This window comes from Paenibacillus sp. TAF43_2, assembly GCF_052113545.1.
Taxonomy (GTDB): Bacteria; Bacillota; Bacilli; order Paenibacillales; family Paenibacillaceae; genus Pristimantibacillus.
In genome coordinates this window covers 1-18015 of the sequence record NZ_JBFRDK010000132.1, presented here as the reverse complement: position 1 = coordinate 18015, position 18015 = coordinate 1, and the positions used below count along the sequence as shown (strand labels likewise).

General features: G+C 45.9%; 10 protein-coding genes. 1 reads left to right on the top strand and 9 read right to left on the bottom strand.

Annotated elements, in window-relative coordinates:
* A partial coding sequence (locus AB4Z17_RS23545) for an ABC transporter substrate-binding protein (protein ID WP_441962405.1) occupies positions 1 to 1071 on the bottom strand: 1071 nt, incomplete at its 3' end.
* A gap of 361 nt (positions 1072 to 1432) precedes the next feature.
* On the opposite strand from AB4Z17_RS23545, the gene AB4Z17_RS23540 reads away from it, so the two are divergent.
* Complete coding sequence (locus AB4Z17_RS23540) at positions 1433 to 2323, top strand: helix-turn-helix domain-containing protein (RefSeq protein ID WP_441962403.1); 891 nt, start codon at positions 1433 to 1435, stop codon at positions 2321 to 2323.
* A 203-nt stretch (positions 2324 to 2526) separates the two neighbouring features.
* Here the strand turns inward: AB4Z17_RS23540 and AB4Z17_RS23535 are convergent, their stop codons facing one another.
* The 8 genes from AB4Z17_RS23535 to AB4Z17_RS23500 all read right to left on the bottom strand — a co-directional run.
* On the bottom strand, positions 2527 to 8727 hold the full coding sequence (locus tag AB4Z17_RS23535) for a glycosyl hydrolase family 95 catalytic domain-containing protein (RefSeq protein WP_441962401.1): 6201 nt from the start codon (positions 8725 to 8727) through the stop codon (positions 2527 to 2529).
* Between the two features lie 118 nt (positions 8728 to 8845).
* The gene (locus AB4Z17_RS23530; protein WP_441962399.1) at positions 8846 to 9862 is read right to left on the bottom strand and encodes an ABC transporter substrate-binding protein; all 1017 of its coding nucleotides are present in this window, start codon (positions 9860 to 9862) and stop codon (positions 8846 to 8848) included.
* Positions 9863 to 9925: 63 nt separating this feature from the next.
* Complete coding sequence (locus AB4Z17_RS23525; protein WP_441909285.1) at positions 9926 to 10921, bottom strand: ABC transporter permease; 996 nt, start codon at positions 10919 to 10921, stop codon at positions 9926 to 9928.
* A 25-nt stretch (positions 10922 to 10946) separates the two neighbouring features.
* Positions 10947 to 12455, bottom strand: coding sequence for a sugar ABC transporter ATP-binding protein (locus AB4Z17_RS23520; protein ID WP_441962397.1), 1509 nt, complete (start codon positions 12453 to 12455; stop codon positions 10947 to 10949).
* Between the two features lie 390 nt (positions 12456 to 12845).
* Positions 12846 to 13832: a substrate-binding domain-containing protein gene (locus AB4Z17_RS23515; RefSeq protein ID WP_441962395.1), complete on the bottom strand. Its 987-nt coding sequence runs from the start codon at positions 13830 to 13832 to the stop codon at positions 12846 to 12848.
* A complete protein-coding gene (locus AB4Z17_RS23510) occupies positions 13816 to 15606 on the bottom strand; it encodes a sensor histidine kinase (protein WP_441962406.1) in 1791 nt (596 codons plus the stop codon). The genes AB4Z17_RS23515 and AB4Z17_RS23510 overlap by 17 nt, the downstream gene beginning before the upstream one ends.
* Positions 15607 to 15617: 11 nt before the next feature.
* Positions 15618 to 17237, bottom strand: a complete 1620-nt coding sequence (locus AB4Z17_RS23505; RefSeq protein WP_441962393.1) for a response regulator transcription factor — start codon at positions 17235 to 17237, stop codon at positions 15618 to 15620.
* Between the two features lie 475 nt (positions 17238 to 17712).
* The coding region (locus AB4Z17_RS23500) for an S-layer homology domain-containing protein (RefSeq protein ID WP_441962391.1) at positions 17713 to 18015 on the bottom strand (303 nt) is incomplete at its 5' end.

The window sequence follows — 18015 nt, the reverse complement described above, 5'->3', positions numbered from 1 at the left end:
CCATTCCATCGCTTCTTTCGGATGCTTGGTCTGGGAGAATACGACATTGGCGCCTCCCGTGTTTAAAGTAACCTTTTCCTTCATATATGGCAGTACGGCAACGCCATAGTTCAAACCTTTCTCCTTGGCTGTATTCAAGCTGGTTCCTACATTCCACGCACCGTTTGTGGCCATGGCAACCGTTCCTGCAATGATAGTGCGCTGAATGCCATCATCGGTCTGGCCAACCGACAACGGGGCAACATGATCTTTCAAGTATAGATCAGCAACTTTCTGAATCGCTTCCGTACTGGCATCTTCTCCGATTCTCACTTCGTTCCCGTCACTTGAATAGAAACCGCCGCCATTGCTAAGCGCCCAGGTTTCCAGCTGCCACGGTAGATTTTCAATAGAGGCGCCATACTGAACGATGCTCTGCGATTTAAAACCATCCTCGTCAGGATGTTTGCCATTCTTGTCAACCGTCAGCTTCTTGGCCGCAGCTACGAATTCATCCCATGTCCATGCTTTATCCAGTGCGGATGGTGGATAAGCCACATTCGCTTTGTCAAACATGTCTTTGTTGTAATAAAGGAGGAGGATTTCATTGGCAGCAGCATAGGCTACCGTTTTGCCTTGATATTTGTAGGCCATGCTATCGAGCGGCTTGCTGTCGCTTCCATCGTACATGGAGCTCACATCATTCAACATGCCGTCGGAGGACCACTGGATGACGCCATCCTCCTTCAATATCCCCGTATCCGGCAATTGGCCTGCCGTTGCCTGTGTATTCAATTTTGTCATGTAGTTTTCCCAAGGAATCGCTTCCACTTTTACTTCGATTTTGTCTTGGAAAGCATTATACTTGTCTGCCGCCGCCTGGACGGTTTTCCCTTCTTCTTCGCTACCCCACATCGAATACGTAATCTTGACCTTCTCCGTTTTGGAAGGCGAATTCTCCGGTTTACTTGTAGCCTCTTCTGCCGATGGTGTTGTATTTGTCTCTTTGTTACCATTGTTCCCACAGCCTATTGCACTGAATGTCAGTGCAGCCAAGATTAGACCTACCCCAAGTCTCTTTCCTACTTTCATTGCCCCGTTCTCCCTTCATCAATTAAATGATGTTAAATGCTAATCGTTTGAATGAAACGTTTAGCCTTTCTACGCCTGACCAAACCGTCGTGTTTTTCCGTTGCAAGATGACATGATTCAGGAAAGCGCTTTAATAGAATTGTGACATGAAGTACCTTGAAAAAAAACAACATTTTCCAACCTGATTTTTAATATTTTCAACCTTCGTTCTTACACTGCCGATTTCCCAATATCGGGCAATCGAACTTATGCCAGATGATCAGCAGGAAACTCTTTATTTAAAAGACAACTATGAAGTATTATAAAAATAACAATATTTTCTACCTTGATATTCACGATTCCAATCTTAGGAGGAAACAGTGTGGACTCTACGATTCTTCATTTTATCTCACCACCGATTCCCTATTTCGTGGATTGCGGTTATGCCTATTACGAGGTAGGAGATACCCATATCGACCGAAATTGTATCAATGTATTCGATCTGATTGTCGTCCGCAAAGGGCTTCTCCCCATTGCCGAAAATGACCATACCTGGGAAGTCAATGAGGGAGAAGGACTCATCCTTCTCCCGAATGCTCATCATTACGGCAACGCTCCCTGCAAAGCCGATACGGAAATCATCTGGATTCACTTTCAAACCTTCGGCAGCTGGCAGATGTGCCGAGACATGAACGAATGCCAGAGCAACCAACTGGAATTGATCGAGGAACACAAAAAGCTAGCGTATGTCAATCACGCCGATGTCTGCTCCATCTTCCTTCCCAAGCACATGAAGCTGTCGACGAAAGCGTTGGAGGCGCTTGAGACCTTCTTTCAGCAGGAGAATGAACCGCAGTCGCTTCGGAACTGGAAGCGGCAAGTTTCCTTCCAGTTATTTTTGCAACATTTGGATCGCGAGCTCGCTTCCCCCACGAACGCCACCGCGATTCAGCTCGCCGAGCAGATCGAACTGTTCATCCGTCAGAACTATGCCAGCGATATCACGAACTCGGTGCTGCAAAAGAAGTTGAACTATCACCCCAATTATCTGGCTAAGGTGATGCTGAAAATGTACGGAATGACCCCAATAACCTATCTACAATATTACCGGCTCGAACAGTCCAAACGGCTGCTGCTGCAAACCTCCAAATCTATTGCCCAGATCGCAGATGAAGTTGGCTTCCATCATATCTCGCATTATTCCACCTGTTTCTCCAAGAAAGAAGGTCTCTCTCCCTCAGGCTTCCGCAGCAAATTTGCCAAGAAACGCTAGATGCAGCGAATTTAACCACGCAAGATGTTTTGACAACTGGCGCGCAAAGGATTCATGGTAACCAAGTAGGCATGAGCCCAATCATTGGTTTTTCCTAACTTTGCTGTGGGCATAATTTACCATATGCGCTCTTGTGATTTCACAAATAAAAAACACGCCCTCTATTGGCGTGTTTTTTATTTGTGCATGGTGAAGCACGAACATTATTTGTTGTAAATTCTGTAGAGCAGCACCGCCGTCTCGGCTCTTGATGCATATCCAAGTGGATTGATGTTATTGCCGCTTCCGTTGACGATTCCGTTCTTGACTAGGGTAGCAATGCTTTGTTCTGCATAATCTGCAATATTGTCTTTATCGGAGTACGCATTCACATCAGCAGAAGTGCCTGCAAGCAAAGGCTTGTTGGCRAATGCCATCGCCCTTTCGATAAGAACCATCATATCCTGCCTTGTAATCGTCGCATCCGGATTAAACTTTCCATCGCCCATGCCGGTAGCTATGCCGAACTTCTTGGCTACGGCTACAGCTTCCGCATAATAAGCTACTGGATTCACATCAGAGAAGTTCCCTTCTGTTGTAGCGCTTAAGCCTAAGGCATTGACCAAAAGAAGAATGAAATCCGCTCTTTTAATTGGTGCGTCAGGAGTATATGTGTCAGTCGATGTACCGTTGATGACCCCTTTAGATGCCAAGACTTCAATCGCTTGCTTAGCCCATCCAAAGTTGGCAATATCGGTGAAGCTTTTCTTAACGTAAGCTATTGCAAAATCTCCGAAAAGCGTTGTGGTAAACGTGACAGTACCTTTGACAGGGTCGTACTTTCCTGTTGGTACAGGGGTGACCTTGCCTGTCTCATCAATACCCCATACAACAATATGTTCGTGATCAGACAATTCAGCTGGCGAAGGCGTATAAGGAATCGATACCGATACCGGTGCATTTGGATTGCTCCAAGACTTTATAACGCCATCCAGCTTGAGGTCAATTCCGATTACTGGTCTATTGAATACATTAGCCTGATCCGTAGTATTCAATTTACTCGTATCCTTCTTCGTAAACGTAATCGAGACGTTATGTGCTCCAGTCTTTTCAGCAGCACCTAGCATAGCCCCAGATACCGTTACCGTTCCAAGTGGAGTCGTGATCTCGACCGTGCTGGCCGCTTCCCCTGCTTCGAAGGCTTCTACGGGAATTGTAACATCGTAGGCATTAGCGCCGTTAACGCTCGGGATCTCAATATACAATTGCTTGGAAGCATTCCTTGCTTTACGGAATGTCTCCGAATCAATGACGGTCGTTGCCGTGCCCGATGAATCTATCGAAGGTACAGGAGCCTTGATATGATTCGGTTTAGTTGTGACTGGAGGTGGCACCGATCCTCCATCGCCGCTTCCACTATCACCACCGCTTCCTGAACCCGAGGTAGTGGTTACGGATGTCGATGGTCCGTCAGTACTCCAGTTATTCTCTGCATCGCCCGCTTCAACCTTGAACGTATAGGTCGTGCTCGCAGATAATCCAGCCACGTCATAACTATTAATATTTCCTTGCAACGTAGCCAAAAGTTCCGTTCCGTTATACACTTTGTAACTTGTCACTGCAACATTGTCTTCTGCGTTAGTCCAGTTGAGTGTGACATCTTTGGAGCCTACGTTTGTTGCCTTGAGCGAGCTGCCTGCTGGCCATACTGGTGCTGTTGTATCGCTAGGCGTCGTGTCGTCTGGTATCGTTGTGACTACGGCGACCGGTCCATCTATGCTCCAGTTATTGTCTGCATCGCCTGCTTCGACCTTAAACGTATAGGTCGTGCTCGGTGACAGCCCGTTTAAGGAATAGCTATATACGCTTCCTGTTACCGTACTCACGAGGTTTGTTCCATTATATACTCGATAACCGGCTACTTCGTTATAGCCAGCTGCCGGCGTCCACGTCAGTATCAGCTCGGTACTGCCTACATGGGATGCAGTAAGCGTACTTCCCACAGGCCAGCTTGGCTGCACTTGTACTGGATTAGCCTCCAATTCTATAGGCAGCACTAGGTCAGTATCCACGGTAAAGCCAGAGCTTTGCGAAATGAAGCCAACCTTGCTCACGGTATACGTGTACGCTCCTCCTTCCGGCAATCGGAAGGCTTTGCCATCGCCTGCCGAGCTGTACAAGTATCCTTCGGAATCCTCCACCGTAATGACAGCGTCAGCGGGCAAGACATCGAACGAAATGTCACGGTAAACCGTAGAGTCGTCATTCGCCTGCAATACATTTAAAGTTGCATAGGATAAGTTAAAGCCGGTTTGCGGCCAGAACAAATAAACGTCTTTTACCCCGTTAGTCTCCGCAATTTCCGAGGTAAACACCTCTTTAAGCTGCTCCCAACCGTCTGTCGTTCCACTAATATTCAGTGTCGCGACCTTCACAGCTTCATTCACAGTCCCTACATCCGGTTCAGCGATGCGAACTTGGATTTCTCTCGTGGCGGTAGACGGTGAAGCATATCCGATCATGACATTTTGAATGCCATCCTTTAATTCTACTTTGTTGAACTTCAACCAGCCGTTGGAACCAAGGAATTGAACCCAATCGTTATTGAAAGTCATCTTTCCGTTAGAGCCGCTTCCGCCGGATTCCGCATTTCGATCAATCCCTCTGAGCTTGAGGGGCTGAATGACGCCAGAGACTAGTCGAACTTGAAGATGCTTCGTCCATTGCGGCTCTTTAGTAGATGTGGCACTAACTACGATATCCTGCGTACTTGCACCTTCTTTAACCGACAGTTTGCCATCGCTGCTGATCTTCACTCCCGAATAGTTCCCGCCTAAGCTCCATTTCACGTTGCTGCTGCCCGTTTCGGTCGAGCCGTCGCTATAGGAAATCGATGCGGTATAGCTCACATCCGTTCTTCCTGTTGCTGGCAGGCCAACCAATGTACTTCCCAAAATGTTTATCCCCGCAATTGCGGCGTTATCCTTGCTTGTGAAAAATTGCAAAGACTTCAGATTGCTAGGACGTGTAAAAGAAAGATACAGATCATGCGTACCGCTTACGGTAAAAGGCAAGCCTGCGGATAACGTTTTGTATATCCCCATGTCACCGGTGTTGTCTGCAAGTATGCTCGCAATGACCGGGGAGGTAGGGCTGTCCAGCCTCAGTTCAATGTTGCCCAAATCCTCAGGGACCTTCTTGTTCGAGCTGACCTGAAGGTGAACCTTGTTTGCTCCTTCATTGCCGAATTGAACATTTTTAAACATGGCATAATCTCCGGCTGCTGCCTCTTGCAGCGCTATAGAGCTCTTGTTTATTCTGCCGTAAAGGATATCTGCATCGACCGCATTCATGATGACGTAAGGATTATGCGAAGCTGCAGCATCTTGAATGTCACTAATCACATATGCATCACCCTGCTGAGCTGAGATAACAATCGTGTTGTCATCTACAATGCTAAAATCGACGGGAGTATTGCCATTCATGACGGTAGCCGTACTGATGTTGGCTCCTTTGATTGTGATGGACCCTGTTGTACCCGTCTTCAGAACCGCTGATGAGAGGCTTGCCTGATCCCATGTCATGTCAACTTCTACATTACCTCTAGCTTTCAAACCCGACACGCTGCCCGTACTCCATTTCGAAGGAAGCGCCGGCAATAGCTCGATCGCTCCACCTTGGCTTTGCAGTAACATCTCGGTCATCCCAGCTGTTGCGCCGAAGTTGCCGTCAATCTGAAACGGCGGATGAGTATCGAATAAGTTGCTAAGCGTGGATTCGTATAATATCTCCTTAACCAGCTTCTGTGCGCGATCGCCATCACGCAGACGCGACCAGAAGTTAATCTTCCATGCTTTGCTCCAACCCGTACCTCCATCTCCCCGAGTATTCAAGGTAACTTTCATCGCATCAACATATTTGTCTTCCTCTTCGCTTCGCTCTGCTACAATTTGCGAACCTGGGTGAAGCCCATACAGGTGGTTCGTATGACGGTGGCCGTTGTCTCCTGTAAGGTCCATGTTCACTTCGTCCTTCCACYCCATGAACTGCCCGCCAAGACCAATTTTAGGACCTGCAAGTTTGGACTGTGCCTTCATAATTTCATCCAATTCCTTGCTATCCTTGTTCAAGACTTCACTAGCTTTAATGACTTCCTCAAATATTCCCCAAACGACCGCTTGGACCTCAGTCGCACCCAATGAATAAGGACCGTGCTCTGGAGAGTAAGAGGGGTTCGCAACTAATGTACCATCGCGCGTGTCCTCCCACAGGTTGTCTACCCAAAACAAAGCAGCTTCCAGCATAATACTGTAATTATCGCGAAGAAAAGCTTCGTCCATCGTAAATTGATAGCGCTCCCATATATTCTGGGCAAGCCACGCTCCATCTTCAGGTGAGAAAAATGCTCCGCTTACCGCAGGTGCGGTATTGCCCCAAATATTGTTCTCGTGATGCGTCGTCCATCCTCTTACCGGATCGCCTGCGGGTGTGACATAGCCATGCTGAGCGCTAATTCTTCCTCTAGGCACTAAGCTCTGAATATATTCGATCAGAGGAACATGGGTTTCCGATAGATTCGTTTGCTCCGCAAGCCAGTAATTCATTTGCAAGTTAATATTGACGTGATAGTCTGCACTCCACGGCGGATTGGTTCCAGCAGCCCATACACCCTGCAAATTGGCAGGCAAAGAGCCTTCTCTTGAAGATGAAATTAATAGATATCTGCCAAACTGATAGTATAGCTGCTCCAAATATCGGTCTTCCAAAGGCTGATTGGTTCTTGCATATCCTGCTAGCAGCTCATCCGTTGGCTTGTTAGGGAAAGATGCATTCATCAAGTTGAGATCAACACGGTCAAATAAATTTTTGTAATCGTTAACATGCCTCTCATATAGCTGGTCATAGCCTTTCTGTGCAGCTGCTTGCAGTCTATCACTAACTGCGGTGAGCGGATTCACTCCTGTAAAATAATCAAATGAATCGTCCATGGATTGCTGATAGTTGGTGCCAGAGGTCATCAGAATTAAGATCGAATCCGCGTCTTGTACCAAGATTCCATTATTTTCTGCAACCATAGTTCCGCCGGAAGGAATTACCTTCATTTGCATAGCAAAATGCAGCGTGTTGTCAAAGTCATTAGCCGCATTGGCCTTATTATGGTCGGCTGGCCAGCCCGTCATCGTAATCGTGTCTCCTAGTGAAGAGATCGTCTTGCTTGTCTGTGCCGATGTCACGCTGACGAACTGATTGAATTTACCTTTGTCCGTAGAGCTGAGACGAATCGCCATCACATTGTCGGGATAATTGACAAGGTATTCTCTTTTTATTCCTGCACCGCCCTGATTGTAGGACACACTTGCAACAGCGTTGTTAAAATCGAGCTCACGCTTATAATTGGTAGGATGATTATCCTGCGGAAGAGTGCTTTCGTCGAAAATGATTTTTAATTCCGACATTTGCAGAGCTTGATTGGTTCCATACAAAGAAGTGATGTTCAGCTTAAAAAATTTGTACGAGCCGGGCACGTCTAATTCAAATTGCTTAGTTTGTTTCCGTCCTGCCAGATCAAAATCGCCTACAGTATCGATTATCGAATAACTCACTCCATCATTGGAAGCTGAGATTGTCCAGCTTTTCGGATCTCTCGGCTGAGAATCGTTGCCCGTTGTAATGGAATAGGACTTCGTCGTCATGTTCTTATCATATTCCCATTCAATCACATACTCCTTGGCTCCTTGGTGACCATCGGCAAAATATTTGGTATCCGTATTATTATCGAATAATTTATCTACCTTCTCACCAGCGTTTTTTGTGTTGTCTTGGGCAGTAAAAACCTTTGTAATGGCCGGTCTTAGGGATTTCACATCCTGCAGCCATATGGAGCCCAATTCCTGATAGGATCCAAAATTTTTCTTCGTCCCGATCAGTCCGCCCGTCTCTGTAGATTCGACTCCATTGATTAATTTTTTAATCGAATCACTGTTGCTATAGTCACGGGCAATCACTTTGCCATTCTCATCCTTATAAGCAGGGGTTCCTGATGAAAACTGTGTCATCAAATCCTGTAGTTCGGTTCTCGCTTGCTGCAGAAGAGCATGCTTCTGTTCAGCAGTGTCTTTATGCCCGCCGTTATAATCGGGGTTGGCGCCTGGGCCGCCAGACCAAAGGGTCTTTTCATTAATTATAATTTGATCCTTATCGACGCCTCCAAAAACCATCGCTCCCATATAACCATTCCCGAGCGGAAGCGCTTCGGATTCCCAGTTCGTTGCCGCTTTGGTATACCAAGACTTAAGCGGCACCGGATCAGTGATTGGATTCGCCACCGGGCTAGCTGGGTCCGCGTAAGAAGAAACAGGCAAGTAAGTGAAGCTTGTCACGGTCAATACGATGGCAAGAGTAGAGCTAACAAGCCTTTTTCGCATAGAGCTTCCTCCTCAATTTCCGTTATTTTAATAGAATAAAATGATCGGGACTGTCGCTGAAGGATGAGCTCCTTTACGTACAGCCCCAATATGGCTTTGAAATGATTGGCTTATCTATTTATTCGTAAAGAACGGCTTTAACCTCTTCGTTATCGATGTTGGTTTTGTCGTACCATACGAAACCGCTGTCGATAGCGGGTTCAACCGTTTCGCCTTTGGCAGCCGCAACTGCGGCTTTTACCGTTTCATAGCCGATGCCAACCGGATTTTGGGAGATAGCGCCAGCCATCGTGCCATTCTTGATCGCATCGATCTGTGCTTTACCGGAATCATAACCGATAACCGTCACTTTACCGACCGCTTTTGCTTCCATTACTGCATTAATTACTCCAATGGCGGAACCTTCATTGGTACCGAAGAAGCCCTTGAGTTTCGGGTACGCTTGCATAATCGCCTTTGCCGCATCGGTCGATTTGAGATGATCTCCCCCGCCGTACTGAATATCTACAATTTTAATATTTGGGTATTTTTCCTCGATACGCTTCTTGAAGCCATCGCGACGATCGATGCCCGTGCGGCTCGTTTGGTCATGGGCAATAATCGCAATCTCGCCTTCACCGCCGATTAATTCCGCCATTTTATCTGCTGCAACACCAGCGGCAACCGCATTATCCGTTGCTACTGTACTAAGCGGAATGTCACTGTCAACGCCGGAGTCGAATGCAATAACAGGAATGCCGGCGTCTTTAGCCTTCTTGAGCAGCGGGATCGAAGCTTGGCTGTCCAGTGCAGCGAAACCAATTGCGCTAGGCTTTTTATCCAATGCAACTTGCAGCATTTCAAGCTGTTTGTCGACTTGGGATTCAGACTCTGGGCCTTCGAAAGTGATATCCACGTTCAGCTCTGCTGCTGCCTTCTCTGCACCGATCTTAACCGCTTGCCAGAATTGATGCTGAAATCCCTTGGAAATAACCGGAACATACATTTTCTCCGTGTTCGCAGGCGCTTCAGAGCTCGATTTTTTAGTTGACTCTGGCGCATTTGTAGGTGAATTGCTGCCTCCGTTCGAGCTGCAAGCGCTAATGAATACTACGAGTACCAAAGCCGCCATCATCCATACTTTTCTCATGTTCATATCCCCTTCATAATGAATTATATTTGCATTTATATATAACCTCCGGAGGAGACTATATCGCTGTTAAGCCTTGCGACGACGCAAAATATCCGCATATACCGCGAGTAAAATAACAAAACCAACCACGACCGTCTGCCACTCTTGAGGAACCGACATGATGCGTAAACCGTTCGTCAATACGCTCATAATGAGTGCGCCGATTACGGTTCCCAAGATCGTTCCCTTGCCGCCGCTTAATGAGGTGCCGCCGATAATTACCGCTGCTATCGCTTCCAGCTCGTAACCCGCGCCGAGTGAAGGATGCGCCGTGTTCAGCCTTGATGCCATCAGAATGCCGGCAATTCCCGTAAACACGCCTGTAATCGTATAAATCACGATTTTCCAATTTCGCACGTTAATGCCGGATAGACGCGTCGCCTCTTCATTGCTGCCGATTGCGAAGTTGTAACGGCCAACAATCGTTCGGGACAATAAGATGCTCCCGAGGATGGCTACGATGAAAAAAATAAGGACAGCGTTCGGAATATCGAAGCCTGGAATAAGGTCACCTAATACCGACCCTAATGATATTTCCATAAAAACTTCATTGTCGGTAAAATAGATCGGCTTGGCTCCAGATATAACTAATGCTAACCCTTTGGCAATCATCATCATCGCGAGCGTGGCGATAAATGGCGGAATTCCCAGTCTAGCAATCGTAAAGCCTGATAAAAATCCGCATAACGCCCCGGTCAGCAAACCGCCGATAATACCAATTGGAATAGGCAGACCCCAGATCGTAATGAAGACGCCAGTCATGACTGCGGACAGCGTCATGACCGTGCCAACCGAAAGATCAATGCCGCCCGTAATAATGACGAACGTCGATCCTAACGCCAGTACGCCAATAACCGCGGTGGAGAGCAAAATGCCAATGAGATTGGAAAAATGAAAGAAATTATCCGATGCGATAGAAAAAAAGATAACGAGCAAAATCAAACTTCCAAATACTAAGAGCTGCTGCAGCCCTGACTTAATCGCAAAATGCGATTTCTGCTCAACCACTGTTGTTTTGTTCATGCTTCTCTTCCTTTCCCTCCCGACCTTATCCGATTCGATCTGTTGCATAAGTCATAATCTGCTCCTGGGTCGCGAGATGATCATTCATAAGCTCCCCGGTAATTCTTCCTTCGCACATCACGATGATACGATGACTTAGCCTTAAAATTTCCGGCAGTTCCGAGCTAATCATAATGATCGATTTGCCTGCAGCCGCCAAGTTCTCAAGAAGCTTATAAATCTCGCTTTTGGCTCCGATATCGATCCCCCGAGTCGGCTCATCGAAGATTAGGATGTCGCAGTCCCTCGTTAACCACTTTCCAATGATGACCTTCTGCTGGTTCCCGCCGGATAGAAATTTAAGCTTCTGTTTTATGCTTGGCGTTTTTACCTTAAGCTCCTCCACGATTTGAGTCGAAATCTCATTCATGCGTTTTTCGTTCATCCAAAAACCAGCCCTTGTGAAACGACCAGCCGTTGCCAACGTGGCATTCGTTGAAACATCCATTTCCAGCAGGCACCCAAAGTGCTTCCTATCCTCGCTCAAATACCCAATGCCATGCTTCACGGCCTGATGGGGCCCGTTAATCCGTACCTTGCGGCCATGCACGCGGATCTCACCGGAATCGAGCGGATCAGCACCGAAGATTGCCCGGGCAACCTCCGTTCTTCCTGCGCCGACTAATCCGGCTACGCCAAGTATTTCGCCCTTGCGCAGCGTGAAGCTTACGTTGTGAAGAACATTTCTACGATTTAGATTACGTACCTCAAGCATGCTTTCGCTCGATTCGTCCTTTAACCGGTTCGTCTTATCCAATTGATAGAGCTCTCGGCCTACCATCATCGAAATAATTTTATCGATGCTTGTATCGGCGGTCGCAACCRTATCAATGTAGCTTCCGTCTCGCATAACCGTGATGCGATCGGTAATTCGTTTCAGCTCCGCCATACGGTGGGAGATGTATACAATGCCTACCCCTTTAGCTCGCAGCTGGACGATAATCTTAAACAATTCCTCAATTTCCGCATCACTAAGCGCGGCTGTCGGTTCGTCCATAATTAACACTTGAGAGTCGTAGGAAATGGCTTTAATGATTTCAACCATTTGCTGCTTGGCGACCGTCAGCTTCGATACAAGCGTGGTAGGATCGATATCCAGATTCATTTGTCTGAGCAAAATGGTGGTTTGTCGATTCATCTCTTTCTCGTCCAGAAACAGTTTTATCGCTTTCCGCGGCTCTTTGCCGATAAAAATGTTTTGCGCGACGGTAAGATCGGCTGCGAGATTCATCTCCTGATGAATCATGCTGATTCCCTTTTTTTGAGCGGCTCGTGTATCCGGAATACGTACTTCCTCTCCCTGATAGAGAATGCGTCCCTCGTCCATCTGATACACGCCAGTCAACACCTTCATCATGGTCGATTTCCCGGCGCCGTTCTCCCCCACAAGTGCGTGTACTTCGCCAGGCCGCAGGTCGAACTTACAATCCTTTAAGGCATGAACCCCGGCAAAGCTTTTCACGATTCCTTCCATTTGCACTAGACTCTCACTCATCGCTTCATCTCCCCTCTCCTTATTCATGTTGTTACCGATAACTTTACACGGTTCATTCCGCCACTTACATGTGATTTCTTCTTGTAAGAGTCGAATAATTTTGGGGATTCAATCCGTTAGAGACCAACTAAATAATTTCAATTAAACTTTTCATTTTGGACGCTACGCGAGCAGATCATTCTTACGATCGCTGTTGCAGCCAGATTCTTGGATTTGATAAGACATTTAAAGGGTAGAATCCGGCCGCAAAGGCGAACACTTCGTATCTCCAGAACGATCTTCTCGCTTCGCTTAAACTACTAGTTCAACCTATTTAGTCGTTAACAACAAAAAAGCAGAGCAGGCTTACGCCTACTCTGCCAATCTTCCATTATTCTGAGCTTMGTTCATCTATTCATTTCCAACAAACGGAAACAACAGCTTCTGATTCTCCTCTTCATACATATTTTGTTTCGTTATAAGCAGTGAGCCCGTATCGATAAGCTTCGCAGCCTTCTTGCCCTTAACAACCTCCATGGCCGTTTTAATGCTGAGATAACCCATTTGAAAAGGCCTTTGAAGCACCGTAGCATTCATGACGCCTTCATCCAAAAGCTTAATCTCGTTGAAAGAACTATCGAATCCAATCAGTTGCACTTTCCCCTTTAATCCCAGTTCCTGAATGGCTCTTCCCGCTCCAACCGTAGTCGGCTCGTTGAGTCCGATAATGCCGAACACATCATTATGCTGCTGCAGCATTTCCATAGCCAATAAATAGGAATTTTGCTCGGAGCCCTCGCCATTGTACGTACCTAGCATTTCGATTCCGGGATAATTTTCTAAAACTTCATGAACGCCCTTTTCCCTGTCGATATGAGAAGCAGCGCTTTTGACATAGCTTATAATAGCTATTTTAGCCTTATCTTTGATCAAGCTTTTCATCGCTTCGCCCGCTTCTCTGCCAGCACTGACGTTGTCCGTCGTTACGATGCTATCGGCTGCATCTGACTTGATTCCCGAATCGACGATAATAAGCTTAATTCCGCTCTTCTTTATTTTCTCTGCGACGGGTACGAGTCTCTCGTAATCGGTCGCAGCCAATACGATCGCATCTGGCTTATTTAATATCGCTTTCTCCACAAGGGCAATTTGTTCATCAACGTCCGTTTCCGACTTTGTCCCCCATACCTGAACGTTTACATTAAACTCTTGGGCAGCTTCATGCACGCCGTCAATTAATACCTGCCAGAATTCTACCGATGTATCGATAGTTTTAAGGATTACCGTAACCTCTATCTTCTTTTTCGCAGATAATCCATTATGCCCATATACAAAAACGGCCACAGCGATGAGAAGGAGTGCAACGGCGGTTGTTACCCACTTATGACTTCCTGCCATGTCTCTCGTCCTCCAGAACTTGGCGTATTTTAGGAATACGGATATAGACGGTTGTTCCCTCCCCTAGCACGCTCTGGTAGGTTAATCCGTATTGCGCCCCGTAATAAAGCTTAAGCCGTTCCTGAACATTTTGCACGCCGACTCCTCTTCCGCCCTCCGTAACGGAAGCTGGAAGATGAAGCGACTTTAATTTCTCCTCATCCATCCCATTCCCGTTATCTTCAACAATCAGAATAATGTCCGAGTCCGTTTCTTCGCAAGCAACCCGGATGAAACCAGGTCCCTGCTTCATCTTAATGCCATGATAGATCGCATTTTCAATAAGCGGCTGCATAATGATTTTGATGACCCGATATTCCTGAATCGATTCGGATATTTCGATATGATAATCCAGCTTATTTTTATACCGCATTTTCTGAATCATTAAATAGTTCGTAATATGCTCAATTTCAGTTTTAATTGAAACCAGTTCCTCGCCCTTGCTGATCGACGAGCGGAAAAGCTTGGCAAGCGCCGAAGTCATTAACACAACTTCCCTAGACTTATTGCTCTCGGCCATCCATACTATGGAATCAAGCGTGTTATAAAGAAAATGAGGGTTGATTTGGGCTTGAAGGGCGCTGATCTCACTCTTGCGTTTTTGTTCCTGATCGAGTACCGTTTGCTGCATCAGCTCTTTAATTTTACCGACCATCATATTAAACGCTCTTGCAAGCCTCTGGATTTCTACCGTTCTGTGACCGGGGACATGGATATCGAAATTCCCCTTTTCCACTTCCTTCATATAGCCCTGCAAGCGTTTGATCGGTTGGCTCACGCGTTGAGATAAGAATAATGAAATAATAATTCCGATAATAATACAGATGATTCCCAAAACAATAATAGACAGCAGCACATTACTCTGATTTTCAGCTAATTCGCTTACGTAGGAGACACCGACAATTTTCCAGCCAAACTCAGAATCCTGAACCGTGTACATTCGGCTTTCGCTGCCTTGATTGCTTATGAACGTTCCATTTCTGACTTCCAGCACTTTATCGATCATCTCTGTTTTCAAATTACTATAAATCAATTGCTGCTGGGGATGATAGACGATTTTCCCATTCGAATCGATGATGAATAAATATCCTCTTTGGCCTAGGCGAATATCCTTAAACATGTCATTCATAACACTGAAATTCAAATCGACCAAAAAAACGCCCAGCTTCTTGTTCCCGTCCTTGCTGACCAGTTCCCGGCTCAATGATACGACCCAAGGATACATGTCTTTAAAAATAGGCTGCACGTGCGAAGAGGAAATAACGCTTTGCCCGCCCATGCTTTTAGCGTTCCTATACCAATTCATACTTGTAATATCGACGTTTGGATTTAACTCGAGCTCTTTGCGGCCTGACACGAACTGTCCGCCATAACCGAAAATGTTCGCTGAGCTAATATCCGTTCGGGATACCAGCATCCCACCTAACATTTCGGAGATCGCTTCCTTGTAATCCTTCTCTTCCTTTAAACTATTAAAGGAAGCTGAGGATAAATAAACTTGAACTGCATAATTGCCAGCTACAAGATCAGACATATACTTCATTCCGTTAATGTAGGATTTAATATTGTTGTTTACCTGTTTCACCAGCTCCGTAGTATACGTCTGCGCTGTGGAATTAACGGAATCCTTAGTTAAGTAAAAGGAAGTAACGCTCATCATAATGCTCGTCATAATGATGAGCGCGACCGAGGCAAGCACCATATTCGTCTGAATACTCGGCAATCGTGAAAACATTCTCACTCGTATCACACTAACCCTTTTATTTTTTTATGGCGATAATCCGTTGGGGTTTCTCCCGTATGCTTCTTAAATGCGCCGCTAAAATAATGAGGATCGCTGTAGCCAACGGCATATGCGATCTCATAGCTCTTTAAAGCTGACACAATTAATAATTCCTTCGCTTTCTCCATACGCAGATGGGTTACGAATTCCACGAACGTTTTACCGTTGGTTTGCTTGAATATGGTGCTGAAGTAACTTGAGCTCATCGATACGTGATAACACACCGACTTTAATGATAGCTTCGGGTCCATATAATGCAGCTTGATGTACTCTATCGCCTTTGCGACTTGGAACACGCATTGATGCTCCCGCATGCTTTTGATTGATCCGACTACTTTCGCGCATTGCTCCTTCAGCCACGCTTCAACTTCACCCATCGACGCAAACTTAGTCATTTCATTCATTGGAGCTTGGTTTGCTCCGAACACTTGTGCACTGTCAATGCCCATGACATAGAGCGTGTGCATAATCGTCAATACAATCCGTTGCAGATACATGTGGCAAATATCGAATGGAAAAGCATGTTCGCGGAACATGATGAAGATTTGCCCAATCCATTCATCCATCTCTTCCGTTGATCCGGTTTTCAGTTTCGTGACCAGTTCACTTTCCCAATCAATGAGCGACAACAACTCCGGCCGCTTTCGCTGCTCCATATCCCATATGCATATAATTTGATTGGTACCGATGACAAAACGATAATCAAGCGCTGACAAAGCAGATTGATTTAAACGCTGCACTTTGTCCGTTAAGCTGCATACATGTCCGATGCCTATAGAAAGTTTAACAGGCAGGTAATCGGTTATCGTACTGTGAATTTCTTCAGCCACCTGCGTCGATAGATCATGCAGTTCATCCCTCTGATGACCAGAAATGATGACATGCACACGATTTTCCCGATCTCTAAAAATAAGTGTCCCGGAACGGTCAGCTATAATTTCCTGGGCAATGTTATAAACAGCAAAACGAATAAGTTCCTCGTCGGACAACGTCTTAGGCTGGCTCCATACGAACTCGTCTACTTCTATGGCCAGCTCAATCACGAAGGAGCCGTCCCACTCAATATCAAAATAGCTAAAGTTCTCATTCTTTTGTTTTTCTGTCATTGGCGAAGTCGCAAATCGTTCCAAAAAACGCTCTTTCAACAAAGGCTGGCTCTCCCTCAATTGACGCTTCAACTGCTCGAAATCTTGCATTTGATTTCTTTCGCTGTCAAGCTCAGAACGAAGCTTACAAATGACCTGCTCAAGTTCCGCTGCCGTAACCGGTTTTAAAATATAGTCAACAGCTTGCAATTTCAAAGCCTGCTGGGCAAAATCGAAATCATCGTAGCCTGTAAAAATAATGACCTTCACTTTCGGGAAATTAGCAGAAAGCTCGCGCGTCAGCTCAATGCCGTTCATGAACGGCATTCCAATATCGGTCAACACGACATCCGGCGTATGACGGTTAATGAAATCTAGCGCTTCCTTGCCGTCCTCGCAGCTGCCTATGCATTCGAAACCTAGCCTCTCCCAATCCATTTGATCTTCTATCGCTTCTCGAACCAGCGCCTCATCGTCGACAATCAACAACTTGTACATAAGATCCCCGCCTTGTTATCTAAGGTACTTTGCATGTTTACAACAACGATCCATGATGTTAACAGGAATTGAAAGCGCAATCATATTGTTTGGGTCAAAATACTTGAAACCGGGCATGTGGTCTATGAAGCATTCTCTTAGCTGTAGATTGAATTTAAATAGAGTGATTGATTTTATACGAATTCCTTTCATCGTATAAGAGGAATTTGGTTATGTAAATGTAAATATATTCGGAGTTAGTCGAATTTTCTCTTTTTATAAACGTATGACAAATCCAAGGTTACGCGCTATTCATACATTTTGGTCGCTGTGCTTAAACTTCATTTCTTTTGTTCCATTTAATCATAATTAAATGGTTTCTTCATTCATCCTAATCTGCAAATAAAAAGGATGCCAGCCTTGGCTAATCGCCGCTGACATCCTCACTGATTAAGACTCTACGAYCCGCTGGCAATAATTATGCTGACTGATCTTTTTAATTCTCATCCAGCTCCAAAATACGGAGCAGAATTGTAATGACTTCCGCTCTGGTAGCCACGGCATTGAAGTCAAACTTGCCGCCTTCCTTGCCCTGCATAATCCCTTTCGCAGCTACTGCGCCAATCGCGCCCTTTGCCCACTCTGGCAGTTTAGAATGGTCAGTAAAGTTTGCTGCTTTGTCCTTTTGGTCTTCCAGCTTCATAGAACGAGCAATAATAACTGCAAGCTCAGCGCGTGTCAAACCGCTATTTGGACGCAGCGTTCCATCTGCATAGCCGCTTAAAATCCCCGCTGATAC